Annotated in this window: 9 protein-coding genes; all 9 read right to left on the bottom strand. The window is 39.0% G+C overall.

The window, feature by feature from the left end; translation table 11 throughout:
• Positions 1–20: 20 nt before the first annotated feature.
• Positions 21–320 carry an STAS domain-containing protein gene (locus BLR54_RS12780; protein ID WP_090421688.1) on the bottom strand — a complete coding sequence of 100 codons (300 nt, stop codon included), beginning with the start codon at positions 318–320 and terminating at the stop codon, positions 21–23.
• A 2-nt stretch (positions 321–322) separates the two neighbouring features.
• Positions 323–4,135, bottom strand: coding sequence for a VirB4 family type IV secretion system protein (locus tag BLR54_RS12775; RefSeq protein WP_090421686.1), 3,813 nt, complete (start codon positions 4,133–4,135; stop codon positions 323–325).
• A 49-nt stretch (positions 4,136–4,184) separates the two neighbouring features.
• The gene (locus BLR54_RS12770; RefSeq protein WP_143008448.1) at positions 4,185–5,993 is read right to left on the bottom strand and encodes an Mbov_0396 family ICE element transmembrane protein; all 1,809 of its coding nucleotides are present in this window, start codon (positions 5,991–5,993) and stop codon (positions 4,185–4,187) included.
• A gap of 16 nt (positions 5,994–6,009) precedes the next feature.
• Positions 6,010–6,954 (bottom strand): hypothetical protein, encoded by a 945-nt coding sequence (locus tag BLR54_RS12765; RefSeq protein ID WP_090421681.1) that lies wholly within the window; start codon positions 6,952–6,954, stop codon positions 6,010–6,012.
• 37 nt (positions 6,955–6,991) lie between these two features.
• A complete protein-coding gene (locus BLR54_RS12760) occupies positions 6,992–9,019 on the bottom strand; it encodes a type IV secretory system conjugative DNA transfer family protein (RefSeq protein WP_242871253.1) in 2,028 nt (675 codons plus the stop codon).
• A complete protein-coding gene (locus tag BLR54_RS12755) occupies positions 9,016–10,716 on the bottom strand; it encodes a hypothetical protein (RefSeq protein ID WP_090421679.1) in 1,701 nt (566 codons plus the stop codon). Before BLR54_RS12755 ends, BLR54_RS12760 begins: the two co-directional genes overlap by 4 nt.
• Before the next feature lie 12 nt (positions 10,717–10,728).
• Positions 10,729–11,130 carry an Mbov_0395 family pilin-like conjugal transfer protein gene (locus tag BLR54_RS12750; protein WP_242871252.1) on the bottom strand — a complete coding sequence of 134 codons (402 nt, stop codon included), beginning with the start codon at positions 11,128–11,130 and terminating at the stop codon, positions 10,729–10,731.
• Between the two features lie 232 nt (positions 11,131–11,362).
• Positions 11,363–13,705: a hypothetical protein gene (locus BLR54_RS12745; RefSeq protein ID WP_143008447.1), complete on the bottom strand. Its 2,343-nt coding sequence runs from the start codon at positions 13,703–13,705 to the stop codon at positions 11,363–11,365.
• Entirely contained in the window at positions 13,671–15,728 is a 2,058-nt protein-coding gene (locus BLR54_RS12740) for a hypothetical protein (protein ID WP_090421674.1), read from the bottom strand. Before BLR54_RS12740 ends, BLR54_RS12745 begins: the two co-directional genes overlap by 35 nt.
• Positions 15,729–15,735 lie beyond the last annotated feature (7 nt).

Raw genomic sequence — 15,735 nt, 5'->3', positions numbered from 1 at the left:
AACTCCCCAACAGAACCTTGCTACTTAAAATTCAAGATTGTGGCAAAGCCAGTCATTTCAAAAACTTCCATTACATAATCAGACACATTGCTTGCTGAAAGTTCCCCCCCATTGCCTCTGACCTTCAAATAGAGTCGTTTGATAACACGAAGTCCAGCACTGGAAACATACTTTAAATCCTTCATGTTCAAAGTAATATTAGTAAATCTGTCTGCCTGTTTTAGGAATAACTCCTCTGCTGCTGCCGAATTGGAAGCTTCCAATTTTCCTGAGAGAATTAACTCTCCTTCCTCTCCACGGTCAACTAATTTAACATCCATAGCTACGCTCCTATTCTTTTCCTTTTGGCCTTAACATACGCTGCTAAGTCCTCCACAGAAATCTCCAGTGTATCTGCTTCGATTTCCTCCATACGCTCTTCTATATCCATGCTGTTATATGACTTAAGCTGCTCGTCCAATAGCGACATTAAATCGAAGCTGAAGCTATCATCCTCATCATCTTCTTCATTTTCTTCATCACCTTCATCAAGCTCTTCTTGCTCTTCCACAGGCTCTGGTACTGTGAATTCCTCTTCTACTTCCTCTGGAATCTCTTCAGTTATTTCTTCTGGCTCTTCTTCTGGTACAGCTTCTTCAACTTCTTCTGGCTCTTCCACAGGCTCTTCTTCAGCTTCTTCTGGTACATAATTTGGAGCCTCTCTTAGTTCTGGTGCTTCAAGAGCAGGTGTTATCTTAGCTAATTCTGTCTCAAATTCTCTTCTTACCTCTGCTCTTATAAGATCCACAATATCTGCGATGTTTAATGAAATACCTTCAGGCTGCGAAGATGGTTGCACTGGTTCTGATAAATCTTCCGGAATCTCATCAGGTATTGAAATATCCTCTATTTCTGGTAATTCTTCAAGCTCATCTTCTTCCTTGGCCTGCTTAGCAGCCATGAGAGTTTCAAGAGCTGATGTAACTTTTTCTTCAGGTTCTGGATTCCATAGCTTATCTGCTTCTTCTGCAGTAATTTCCTCGAAGGTTACTGCTGAGCGTTTCTCGTCCTCGATTATCTTTTCAACATTTCTTGCCAGTTCTTTTTCTCTGGTATTCTCCTCGTGAACCTCACGACTATTTCCAATATAATTTTCCCAGTTTTCGTCACCGCCCCTTCCTGTAAAGTAACGGCTGACATAACCTGGCTTTTCAAACATTGATACCAGTGTGTCTGGAACTGCCACCTTAAAGAAAGAACGACTTGTTGGGCTCATAATTGTAAAGGCATGGCCTCTAGGTGCAGTAAGAATCTGCTCCTGTTCCATTTCATTAATACCACCTGCCTTGTCATAAAGCTTTACTAAATCATCCATATCATTTGGTGCTAACCCAAAGATAAAGCTGTACTGACAGGCGTTTATGATAGCAGTAGATTTACGAGCAATTTCTTCGCTTCCAACGAAGTCCTTCACGTTCTGAGTGATAACGATTTGCATACCGTTATACTTTCGAATTCGTTTTGCAAGCTGGAACATAAAGTCCAAAGCAATTGGGAATTTGGAATCGATAAATACGTGAGCCTCGTCAATAACTACAACGATTTTTCTATTTAATCCGTATTTACGATTATAATCACGGTTCTTAATAATCTCGTTATCAATGTATTTCAAAACCAGAAGCATCTGGGCATTGGCGATGGTTTGGTTTCGATTTGCCAACAAGGACTGGAAGTTAAAAACTGTAAAGTTTTCATCTGTGGTTATGGTAGATGGACCATTCCAAATATTGGAATTTCTACCTCCTGTAGAAAACTTTGAAACATAGTTAATTAGGGTCTGCAGCATAGTTCGTAAATACGGATTATCCGTTCTTTGGAACTCTGCTAAAACTACGTCATACAAATCGTCAAATACTGGATAATCCATTGGTCCAAGGCCACCTAGAGGTGTCTCTGGAATTATACCTTTATTGGCATAGGTCCTCTCTACCAAAGAATTCAAGTATTCAAGAGACTCTTTATCAATATCCGGCAATATCTGTCGGAAGAACTCTTCCAAGAACTGAAGGTGTGTGGCAAAGCTTCCACCAACTGCCTCATCACCAGCTTCATCATCCTCAAGGGCTGTAATAATATGGAACGGATTGAGTCTACCCTGGGAAGCATTTCCCACGTTAATTACCTTGCCGTGAAGATTTTCTGCCAACTCCATGTACTCGTTTTCTGGATCAAGTATGAAAATCTTTGCATCCTCGGAAGCCATATTCACAAGAATAGACTTTGTTCCATAGGATTTACCTGCACCAGATTTACCGATGATAACCATGTTGGAATTTACACGTTCTGCATCTCGCTTGAAGAAGTCAATAAATACAGGTACCCCATCATGCTCACCAAGACGCATACCACCCTCATCAGAGATGTTTGCGTATACCCATGGATACATTGCTGCAATTGTGTTGGCTGGAATTCCTCGTCCTTCTTTCACAAAAGGGTCATAGGCTGAGACCTGTGAGCCTATAAAGGTCTGCAATTGAACGAAGTCCATAGGGTTTAAGCGCATTCCCGCTTCATGCCAATTTCTAGTTAGAGTCTTCTTCATGTCAGCTATGACAGGAAGTACAGAATCCTTTACAAATTCACCGTCTGTTCCCTCTGCAGTCTTTACGGAATCGTACATTGAAATATAGATATTCACAGTGAGCAATGCCTCGTTGTCCTGCTGTAAGGTAACAAGAAGCTCACTTAGGGTTTCAATATGCTCTTCCAATTCAAGTAATTTTGAATCAGTGCTGGTGGTTGAATACTGACCTCTCAGTTCTGCCAAGGACCTATCAATAGCCTTTACTGAAGCGGCTCTATCCATAGGAGTACATTTCACCACTACCTTAGTGCCAGGAATAGACATAACACCAGCCAGCCAAGCATCCCCCACTGTGGAAGGGAAGGTAGAAACACGAAGCTGATGAGTTATAATTTTATTTATTGCTACATTCCTTGTAGTAAATCGGAGACTCTCTGGCATAGCCCAGCTGATATAATCCTCTGGGTCAAGCTTATCAATATCACGCTCCTCAAAATCCACGCTATTTGTGTATTTCAAAAAAACGCAAAGCTCCTTATTTTCAGTCAATCGACGGACAGGAAGCTCTCCTGCTGCAAGCTCTGTAAGAGCCATCTCTGTTTCAATTAAAAGCTGTCGCTTGTCACTGTTGAAAAGGGCAATATAATAAAATGGCTGAACCACCTTGTTGTCATAACAAATATCTCTAAGGGCATTGATTCTATCGTACTGAATCTCAACTCTGGCCTGAAGCTCCTCCTCTGATAGAAGGCCGCTTTCATAAGAAGCCCTAAGAGCATCCAGCTTGTCATACTCCTTATCGAGATAATCCTCATAAATTGTAGGACGCTCGATTTTTATGATATTGAAGGCGTAATCATCCCTCAACGCTCTAAGAATCTTTCCAAAATGATCTTCAATGGATGCATTTCTTCTATAGACGCTAAAGAAGCGGAACTCAATCGGGCTAATCTCGATGATAGTTCCGTAGTATTTTCCGTCATATTCAATAAACCCATCTGACACACCTGTAAATGGGATTACATCTTCGATGAAGTTTTCTTCTTTTTCTTCCTTGGCCTCCTGTTTTCGCTTTTTATTATTCTCAGATCTTTTGGCTCTTGCCTTCCAAACCTGGTTCTTCTCCTCATCAGTGGAAGCTTTACTTTTAAGAATCTTTTTTTCTTCCTTAAAAAGCTTCTTTTCTTCCTTACGACGCTCCTTTGATGTCAAATCAGAAAGAGGATCTTCCTTCAGCTTCTCTTCAAGCTCCTGTAGATAAAGCTCCTTTTCAGTTCCAAGAGCTCGCGCCAGCATATGCTTGTCATCATATACTCTGAAAAATCTCCTTGGGAAAGAAAGATACTTCAGACAATGAATCAACAACCTATAAGTAGGTTCCTCATCTAATCTAAATAAAAGGATTCCAGTTATACCAAGGATTACCAAGGCAATATATAAGCGTCCAGGAATAGAAGAAAGGCCAACAAGAGTCACTAAAGCTAAGGCAATGACTGTAACAGCAACATCGCCAAGAGTTATTCCTTTGAATAATTCAATTTTTACTTTAGTCTTTCCTGGTATAAGTCTCATATGTTAACCTGTCTTCTTCCTGAAAATCTCAAAGTAAATTCAAACCAATTTAAACATCACGTTGTGGTGGTGGAATAGCCGCCTCTTTATTGCTTCCTGCTCCACCGGAACCGCCGCCAGCTCCTCCAGCTGGACCTTTTCCAGGCCCTCCGCCTTTTTTATATGCTTCAGCGCCGGCCTTTACACCTCTAGCTGTAAACTTTGCCAAAGCACCTGCAGATTTTATAACAGTACCAAGTGCACCACCCGTTTTCGCATCCTGTGGATTTGCCTTGCCCTGTAAAAGATTTGATAATTTCTTTCCACCAATAGCTTTTAAAGGCATTGAATTCACAAAACCACCGGCTGTTGATGCAACTCTTCCTGCAAAGCTTCCTTTTAGGTAACCTGACATATCACCTGAAGCTACAGACTGCCAACCTGCATTGTCTGCCAAGATACCAGTGAGAATACCATTAGCCTTTGAAATAGCTTCAATACCTGCATAAATCAATACAACACGACCAACCATATCTATGATTATGTTCTGAGAAATCTGAAGTCCAGGATCCAGTATGATTGGAAGGAACAACAAATATATTCTCATGGAAATAACAGTAGCAAATACAGAAAAACTCTGTACTATAAAGGCTGTGGTCCACTGCTTAACCTTGCCTCCATCATCCAGCGGTAGAACTGCAAAAACTGGAGGAGCAATTACATATAAGAATAAAAGGTTAAATATTCTCGCCACACAAGTAACAATTATAAGTGCCATATTCAGCGCCAATACGCCACCAGCAATATAGACAACTATGTAATTTGTCTTGTGTAAGGCGATATCAAAATCCTTATTTACTTGATCTATATCGTATACGTTCTTCGAGCCACGATAATATGGTGCACGAACCGGGTCTGTCAATGAAGGATGTTCGTTGTAGGTATCATTTTTAGCGGCACCAGTAATGCCATTACCCATAGTTCCTATCAAAAACATTACCCTGCCCATATTAACCTTGTCACCACTATAATCCTCAATTCTGTCATAGGACTGAAGCACTGGTATTGAAGAATTCTGCCGTATTATCTCCATTGCACTATAGATGGAATTCGCAATACCTTCATTGTAAACATCCACTGGTACTTCCTTGTTGTAATTAGCTGCATTTGCTATTTCCTGTATAATAGACTGCCAGGTTGGTATAATGTTGTTATTCTCATCCTTGGTCTCGTAATAGAACTTGAATACCCCCTGGTCTGCAAGATAACCTATATCTCCACGGATTTCGTTGTAACAGGCATTGATGTTGTATCTGTTTTTATAAGATGGATTTAGGGAATAATTGCCAATGGTATTAAGTATACGTGCCATGGCTGCGTATTCTTCATCTGTAAAATCAATATGGTCGTTTCCATTACTTAAGTCTTCTGCATGGTCAAAAATGAAAACTACAGACTGCATCAAAACATTTGTAGCAGTGATGATTACATTCATTCCAGCATTCAAGCAAATAATCAGCAATATACTTTTGAATAAATTAGTAAGAATCTGTCCATAGGACATCTTTACCTTCTCATTGCTGTCAAAACTCTTTCTAATTACAGAAATGAGGGCAAAAACAAATGCCATTACAATTCCAATTGCCGCCATTCCAAGATAGACTCCTGACACAGCTCCGTTTTTAAAGAAAATATTAATCAGGTAATTTTCGGGTGAGCCGAAATTGGTCTTGTAAATAACCTTAGTGGTTCCAGTGAAAACGTCCATAAGCTCCTGAATCCAGTCCAAGGCCATACAAATAGCAATTTCCAGGTAATAAAACAACCTATATATAAAGTTGTATAGGATGTAATTCCATCCTTCTTCAATCCAATCCATAGGGTTAAGACTCATATTAACGCACCCTCAATCTTTTTCTGGAAACATACATATATACTCCGGCTGCAACAACAACAGATAATGCAAGAGCTACAAAAATACCACCTTGCATATTCAGATACATTCGGATTGTAAAACCCTTCGTAACTGTATTTCCTGCATCATCAGAAACAGTAACTTCATATTTTCCAACAGAGCGAAGCTTTCCATTTGCTGGGGCTGTCACATCCTCATCATTAAATCGAATATTTACAGTGTCACCCGCCTGCAAGCCTTCAATAGTAACAGGGCCATCGGCTTTTCCATTTTTCACACCTTTGAATTCCACCTCAGGAGGAGTATGATCAATTTCAACTTTCAAGCTGTAGTTAATTTCACTAGCACTACAACGGTAGGAAACATCGTATCTTCCCTCTTTGGAGAAATCTATGGTTCTGCTATAATTCAGTCCCTGCTTTACATCATCTATAGAAATACTTTGAATCACAAACCCCTCCGGTAGTATGTAGGAGGTAAGCATTCCTGTCTTCTTTCCAACTATGTCAAAGGACAAAGCCTGTTTTTTTGTATCAACACCGGTCACTACAATAGAATAACTTCCAATATCTTTTATATTTCCATAATCGGGCTTTGATACCACTTCGCCATTACGATATAATTTTGCATCCATATCTGACGGTATTGTCACTGCCACTGGGTCGGTGACAACCATACCATTCGCAACAGTGGAGGTGATTATTCCTTCGTAGCCTGCAACGGTGTAACTAAAAGTGTGGGCTGTTCTGTCGTAAGTGCTACCATCCGGCAGCTTAACGGCTGGCACATTTGAGGCCTGGGACTCCTGCTGCACAGGGGCACCATTGTAAGGATTAACCGTACCCTCATAATCCATATTCACTTCCGGAGATACCAGCATTGTTGCCATAATGGGGAACACTGCCAGATAACCAAGTAGTGACATTCTTTTGCTCCTTTTATCTTATAGTCCCACTTCTTTATTAAGAACCAAGCACAATCTCATTTCTGGCATCCAAATCATAATAAACATCATCTGCACGGAACATATGGGATCTAATCTCTCCTAAATCCATCTGTCCAATTTGATAGTATGGGCACTTATAGCTTGGTGTATATTTTGTCTTTAACGGATAATTACCAAAGGTTACAATGATAGCATTTCCTGTGGATTCCTTATTGTTGAGCATCTGCAGCTCCGAAGGATAAATAAGAGGTCTCACCTGCGTCTGTGCTGAAAGGCTAAGGTCTCCTTCCTTGGCACCGATACTTGCAGAGGTTGAGGTTGTCTTTACCGTCATGTTTCCGCAAAGCTTTGAGAACTCCTCACAGGTACCAATATCGTTGGAACCAATAAACATCTTCATACCACAGTTTGACTTAACAATATCAGCTACCTCATTTCCGTATACATTTGATAGCTGTGAATATGACTGAACTACCATGTTGAACCAAATCTTTCGGCTTCGACCTACGGTAATCATTTTGTCAAACTTCTCAATTTTTGGCATATTACCAAACTCATCTAGAATGAAATAAACATTTCTAGGAAGAGATAAATCCTCTCTAGCTGACGCAACCTTGATTAATGCCTTGTACATACAAAGTATGAACACTGCTGCAAGGCCATGTCTTGTGTCCTTCTCATCAGGTATCTTCATAAACAAAGCTGTTGGCTTGTCTGCAAAGGATGCTGCATCCACATCTGTAGCGCTTGTTAAACCACATAATCCACGATCGTTAAACATATTAAGCTTATCGAAGGTAATTGACATATAGCTGGACATGGTCTGCTCAGCTGCCGAAAGCACCTGACGCGAAAGGGTGTATGCCTGAGAAAGAGTGTTTCGACCTTCGAAGTACTCCTTTAGGGTAGCAAAGTTATTTTCCGAATTTGTCAGGGCCTTGTTTATGTTGAAGAAATTAAACTTGTCCTTGGTCATACCAAGTCGTTCATCCTCTGAATCCTCAAGCATTGCAAGACAGGTAGCCATAATGATAGAGCGGGCGCCCTTTTCCCACAACGGATCTTTTGCATTCTCAATAGGAACGATAACAGATATCAGGTCATTTAAATCCTCGTACATCTCATCATATATCTGCTGTCGCTTTACCATTACATCATCTAAAGCATGGGATGGATCTGCATAAGCATTTCCGTTCCATTCACACCAAAGCTCGCCTGGTTCGGCAGGTCCATCTAGCTGCTTTAAATCAGGATAATCTGCCATGTCATCCTTATGGGCCACTATTCCCTCGCCTGCATGAACATATTCCTGATACATATCATAAATATCACCTAAAGGATTCCAGCGGCTAGAAGAATAGGTATCTCTTAAATCAAGAAGAAGTACCTCATAGCCTCTCTCCTGAAGGTACTTTGAGTGAAGGGAGAAAAGCTCGCCCTTAGGATCTGTCATAATCATTGACGAGCCGCAATTGGTAGCCGCCAAAAGCTGAATCATTGGATTTATAAAGGTGGTTGTTTTACCACTACCAGTTGCACCAATAATTAAAGAATGGGCTCCAGATAAAAAATTCACTTGAAGATGATTTTTCTTATCCAGAACCGCACGCACTGGAATTCCATCTTTTTTCACATCCTTCAAGGCAGAATACTCCGCCCCTGGAAAATAGGAATCCCTCTCTTTATCAGTTAAGAAACGGCTGTTTTCCAAGGAACCTCTTACCACCTCAGCCTGGCCATCCTTTCCAAGTAAATCCTTGTTGTTCTTGAAAAGATGGTTCATATTGTTGCCTGTAAGAAGGTAAACAACTCCTCCAATAACATCCGCCAAAATTCCAATAACCCATGTTCTTGAATCAAAAAGATACATAGGATTTATCTGAAAGCCATTTCCAGATTTAAAGTTTCTTAGGCTGTTGATATAATCTCCAAAGCTTCGAAGGCCGAAGCCTACCGCTCCTGCAAAGAAAAGCAAAAGCAGGATTGTCACAAGAATTCTTTTGAAGTTTATCGGACCAATAATTCGCTTAAGAAAATCTTTCATAGCTCTAATATTCCAAAGTTAATTAGACCTTCTTTTATGAAGGTGTTCTGCCAATCAGAACTTGGATCACTAACATTCCCCTCAGTTCCACTAGCTGTATAAATAGATGGGGTATGCTCTAATGTTGTAGGCCAATTGATTATGGTAATACCACCAATAAAATCTTTGTCAGCGGTCTGTATATAACCCAAATCTAATAAGCTATCTGTGTTTCCAGACATAAGAGCTTCATTGTTGTCGCTTAGTTGATTTACGATAGTATCCCAATTCTTCTGCCATAGACAGGTATATATATGTCCATTTCCACGGTTTTCAATAACAGAAGAATCACCTAATTCAAGGCTTCCACAACAAAGTAATCCATAGTTAATAAGTGTGGAACTATTATCCAACCAAAATGGCGCAGACCTTCTCACATTGTCAGTAGCTTGTGAACAATTTAAGCCAGTATAAAGGGCACCACCTTCCTCGATAATTATGTCTCCACCATTACATTTGATTGAACCGCAGCCTTGAGAACTATCTGCTCCCTGGAGGAATGGATAAATATTTCCACCCTTTTGAATAACTATGGTTCCACCGTTGTTAATGATAGTTCCATTGTTTATAAAATCACCACTAACTGAAAGAACACCGCCTTTTTCAATAGTAACAGTATTTCCAGTTGGGTTGATTACACCATTCTGACTCTCTTCGCTTCCTTCCGAATCAACGTATACGCTAGGCGAGATTGAAAGCAATTGCCCCTTAGTTACAGTAAGGTCTCCATTAATAGAAGAAAATCGAAGTTTTTTTCCTATGAACCATTTGAATAGGTTCCAGTCATGGTCCTGTGATCTTGCATGTGCATATCTCTGCCCCTGTGCTACAGTAAGTGTTGGGTCATGGGCGCTTCCTTTGTTATAGAAAACTCTCCAGGCATCACCTAATTTGCTTTTACGACAGGCAAAGGTCCACTCTGCCTTATACTCGCTTCCACGGAAGGAAATGGCACTGTTATCCTCATCACCCCAAGGCTCAATAATATAGTCAAATCCTTCAGGAGCATTCTTGCTTTTTGACATTTTCATATGATATTTGGGAGCATGATTACCGTCTAAACCATGGTTGTCACTATCAGTACCACCGTATTTCACGTAAAGACAGTCTCTGTCATCATCGGTAAAAAAGGTATCCTTGTTGGGCTGAACTTGCGGATCACTATTAATGTCAATACCCTCAGCCCTGTCTGTCAAACGAATATAACAGGTTTTATTTTCTTTTATCCACTTTTTGTCCTTAAACTGGTCTTTATAGACAGGATCTTTGACACCAAATCGATTGGTTACACCGGGAACAGGAGTTGCATCTGGCCCCTCCCAAATATCATCAGGAGCCAAGGCGCCAATGTAGCCATCATAAATACTCATACTTTCTCTAGCCCACACCAGCATTGATAAATACCACTGATCAGTATCAATAGGATAATCCCCACGATAAACTCTGTCCCATCGATACATAACCACTTCGCCAAACACATCATTTAAGAGAGTTGCCCCCTCTTCACTTTCTGTGCTCTCAGGCTCTGTCGAAGCGGGAGTTTCAGCCTGGTCCTCTGTGGCATATACAGGCATGGTTATCCCCCAAAAAGATGATGCTGCTATGGTAGAAATCAATGCATTAACTATTAACTTTTTAGGAACCAGCCTTAATCCCATGTTTTTCTCCTACTATGAGTTTGCGTTCATCCATTCTGTAAGAATAGGTGTTGCTATTCTAAGGGCTACGATTAATACAAAGATTAAAACAAAACCGATAATTGCACTCTTTAAATGCTGCTTAGCCTTCTCTCTGTCCTGAGGCTCCTCTGCTCTTGCATACTTCACACCAAGTAATACACAATATAGTGCACCTACAGCTGCAACTAAAGGAATAGCTGCTGCCAAAATAGAATTAATAAGCTTGATAATAGGATCTGTTACATTGGTAAGATCTACATTTGTCGAAGTGTCAACTTCTTCAGCATATACTGAGAACGGATTAAGCATGATTGCTGTTGCAACTGCTGAAACCTCCATTCCCACCTTTAAACAATTGATTTTAGCTGTGTGTAATCTATTCTTCATACTCATAATACTGGCCCTCCTGTTCCTTTGTTTATTCCCTTTTAAGCCTCAACTGTCTATAAGTAGACAGACTATTCCGACTTTATGTTCTCATTCTAAGAAAACAGGAAACAAAACACAATAAAGTACACACATTTATAACAATTGACGCAAAATCTTCACCTTTAGGACACAAAAAAACCATCCTATCCAAAAATACTTGGCTAGGATGGTCTAAAAATCCTTTGTTTATTAAATTTTATAATACTGGTTTACCTTTAGCAGCCTTAGGAACCACATCAGCAAAATTGTGCTTAGCAGAGAAATTAGTTAATGCCTCTGCTGCATTCGTCATCTGTTCTGATATTGGCTTATTCAAGTCGATTGAACTATCTTCAGGTATTTTGAAATTTGCCTCATTTTGTTTTGCAAAGGTTTTAAATTCCTCTGCAAAATTAAGTCTATCTTGACCGTTTTTTGATTTTCCAGCAAACCATTGTCCCTGAATCTTCTTCTGATACCCTTCCGATGCAGTCTGTGCAGCCTTTAAGGTAGAAAGAATCTTGGCTGGTGATGAATCATTTTTAAGCTTTGTAATAGCTCTTAGAGAATCATACATATACATAAAAGCTGGGGAATTCGCTTTTAACAAGGATATTTCTCTGTTATCCCTGTCTATATATACATCATTATCCTCATCCCATTTTGCAGTTTTTTTTGCATCTTTAAGTACTTTTAGTTCGTTGAGCTTTCTTTTTGCAGCTTCTTTCAGTTCAGTAATCTTTATAGTATAGCTGTTAATCTCTTGCATATTACTATTCATTTGCTCAATGCATGCATTGGAATTTGTAACTTTTAAAATAGTATCCTTACTCCGTTCTATTCCATAATCTCGCAAATCAATTGGTGAATCATTAATAGCCTCCTTAAAAATCCTTACCTTTTCTTCACCACTGAGCCCACATTGTTTTGTCTCCATATATTCTTTGGCAAATCTTTGCAGCTCCTCCCTGTTGGCAGGATTCATCTCATCTAATACCTGGGCAGCCTTCTTTGCACCCGCAAGAGTTTGATATACATCTTTACCTTTAAGGGTTTCACGGGCTATTAACTTGCTTAGCTTATAGTCCACACACAAACTTTCGCAATTCTCATTAGGTGCATAGTCTGGGCTATTTCTCATAAGCTCAGCATTAGCCTCTACCAACTGACCAAAAGCAATTCCACTATCAATAAGATTCTTAGCAATTTCCTTTTGAATTTTGAGAATGTCTTGGCTATTCAAATTGGATTCCGTGCCAAGCCCTATGGTATTTAAATAAGTATCGACCTGCCCATCAATGCTGATTTTTGCACTTTTGCCTTCTAACCAACACAGCTTTGCAGCATAATCACCAATATTACCATTTTGTTTTACTTGCCCCCAAAGCTTTGCCAGATATACATCAGGATTCTTTATATCTTTTTCATCTAGAGCATATGGGGAATTATTTTTTACCGCTAATTCATCATCACTAACAAGGGCATTAACCGCTCCATTCAAGCTATAAAACTTTGGATTTATTGCGGTCATACACTTATTTGCAATTTCATTATCCTCCGGATAATCATTAATGAATTTTTTCATTGCCCTGGCTACATATTTTTTTGCCTCAGTAGAGCTGGAATATGTGGTATAGCATTTACTCTTTAATTCATAAAAATCTGCTTTAAATATTTTAAATCTAGTTATGTCATCTTGCTCTGCATTTTTACTGGTGCTATATTCAGCTTCATATTTTTTTATGCCCTCCTCAATAGCACCTATTGCTCCAAGGATTCGCATATCATCTACACCCCAACCCTTTTCTAAGGCTTGAAGCTCTCCTCTAGCAAATCCCACATACAGATTAGCATCCATTGCCTGATCGTTAGTTCTTCCTAATACCTCGTCAAGTGTATTTCTCAAGTTGCTATAATTTCGATTACTTTCTGGAAATGAATTTAATTTCTCACAGGCCTTTATTAATTTAATGTGCTGGTTCTTTAACTGTTCACGACTGTTCTCCCTTGCCAGCAAATTCTTTTTTTCAACTGCGTCGTAAATATCATAGTGGGCAAGAACCTCTCCAACAATCGCATTTTTCAAATCATAAACTGCATCAAAAAAGGGGATTCCTGCTTTAAATCTTTCTTCATCCGACTTGTTCTTTGGGTCTAGTAAGTATTGATCAATTTGTAACAAATCCGACAAATAAAAATTTTTATTAATTGTCCGAAGAATATTGCCTTTAGAGCTATCCATAATATTTGCAATACCCTCATAGTAGGCTTTTACTTTTTTGTTTTTTCTGTTGGCGGACTCCTCTAGCAATGCTTTACTAATAATGGCATTTGCTTGAGCATAGTTATCCCCAGCAGGAATTGTAGCAGGTTGAGTCAAAACATGTTCATTGAAATACTGACCAAGAGTGTTAAACCCATATCTCGCTGCATCTCTTTTATCCAGCCAGTTGTATTTCATTAGATGATCTTCATTATTCCTTTTTCTAGGCATAAATGTACCCCCATAAATAATAATGCTTTGCTTAGATGTTCTTTTGAATAATATTATTGTTTTCAATAATATTGTTATTGCTATTATTCAGTACGTCTTCTTTTTGGACATTTGCATTTTCCTTGGATCTATTCTTGGCTATTTCGGCGTTAATTGCATCCTTATACTTCTCGCTAAATTCTTCGCTGGCATTAATGCGGTCTGGGATCTGCTTTACAAATTGTTTTGGTCTACTGACATTATTACTTATATCCTTGTCAATAGCTGCTATGCGAGACTCAACCTCTGCTGCATGTCCTCCAAAAGTATAGATTTCACTGCATAGTAAGAATGACAGCTCATATCTTATCCTACCATGTTTCCAATACTTCTTCTGTGGACCTTTGGCTACCATATAGTCCTTGCCAGCATCATATACTTCACCCAAGGCATCTAGCATTTCTTTCCTAGATTTTTTTTCTTCTTCGTTCAACTTGGAAATATCTTGTTTTTCAGGTTTTAATAACTCAGCCCAGCCCTTTTCTTTAAACTGCTTTTCAAAACTATCAAGTTTTGTAAGCAATGTGCTGTATTCTGTTGAGTTGCTTGTAAAGCCAGTCTTCGAAGTTGTTTTTAACAGATTATGGATGGCTCGAATTTTATCAATATGCTGTCCTTGAGCTACTCGCAACTCATCCTGATCTTGTTTAAAGGTACCCTTTAGGGCAACCAATTCACGATTCCATATTTGCTTATAACCATTCATATTTGAGTAGATTTCTGTAGTACCTTTTGCTGTGTCAACAAATCCGCCTGATGCTTGTCCCAACAATTGTTTATTTACATTATCCATCATTGCAAGTCTATCAATCTCTTCTAAGAGCTCATGTTTATTTGTAATCCTCTTATATTCTGGTTCTTTTACCTGACCAAGCTTTGCATAATAGTTTTCTTCTTTAATTAGTGCTTCATCATTAGAGTTATCCAGGCTTTCCTCTACCTTAGCCTTTGGCTTTGGTTTTTGACTCTTTCCGATTTTGGCTGCAGACTCTTTTTCTACAGAATCAGACTTTTCCACAGGTTGTACTATTGGCTCTGACTCAACTTTATCCTGTATATTTGCTTCAGCTTTTAGTTCTTCACCATCTAGTACGATTTCTTGAGGTTTCTGTGTAATAAATTTCTTTTCGCTTTCAAGTTCCTTTAAAAAATTAGCAGATTTTTTATCTCTTTCCTGTTTCTTCGCCTCTGAAAGTTTTTTGATAGAATCATCCAGTACGCTTGCTACCTTTCTATTTACCTCTTGAGTCTTTTCATTTATTTTGTTAATCCAAGCGGCTTCGACTTTTTCCGCCTCCAGTAATCCCCTCTCTTTTGTCAATTCTTCTATTCGTGCTCTTAACTTATTTGTAAACATCTTTCCGAAGGATTCTTCTTCCTCTAGAAGAATAAAATCCATTTTCTCTTTGAAGGAACTTTTTTCGACTCCACTCAATAAATTATACTGTGTATTCAATTCACCTTTTTTCTGCTCATAACTACTTTTAGCCTGCTTATACTCTTCATCGTTATTTACATCATTAAGTGCATTTTTTTCTATTTCGTCTTGCTCTGTTTTTGTAGGAATATATGTCTTTTTATCCTTCTGAGATTCCAAAATCATTTCATTCAACTCAGGTTCTACTTTAGCGCATAGTGCGTCCACCATTTCCAAATATTCGCCCTTGGAAATTAGAGTCTGATTTTCTAAAGATAAATACCGCTCATAGGCAATATCCTTTACATGCAAATTCTGCTTCGATTTAAACTCATAGGATTTATAAATCTTTTCTTCAGATTTCAGATTTAACTCTGTTATCATTCCCTGTAAACGAGCTTGGTAGGCATTGATATTAGACATTATCTTGTTATTTGCCTCATCCCCACTTCTAAATAGGGAATCTTCAGTGGATTCCCAGTCCTCTTTTCTTGCTTCTGTGTATTTGTATATTTGACCTAGATAAATCTGAATTTCAGATAGTCCTAGCTTATCAACTCCATCAAGCTTTTTTGAAAGCACTCTGTCTAGTACCTGAATGTCAATTAATTCCTCTTCGTTAAAAATAGGCATACTTTCT

Origin of the sequence: Pseudobutyrivibrio sp. YE44 (assembly GCF_900104335.1) — a bacterium.
Taxonomy (GTDB): Bacteria; Bacillota; Clostridia; order Lachnospirales; family Lachnospiraceae; genus Pseudobutyrivibrio.
This window is presented reverse-complemented; position numbering and strand designations above follow the sequence as displayed.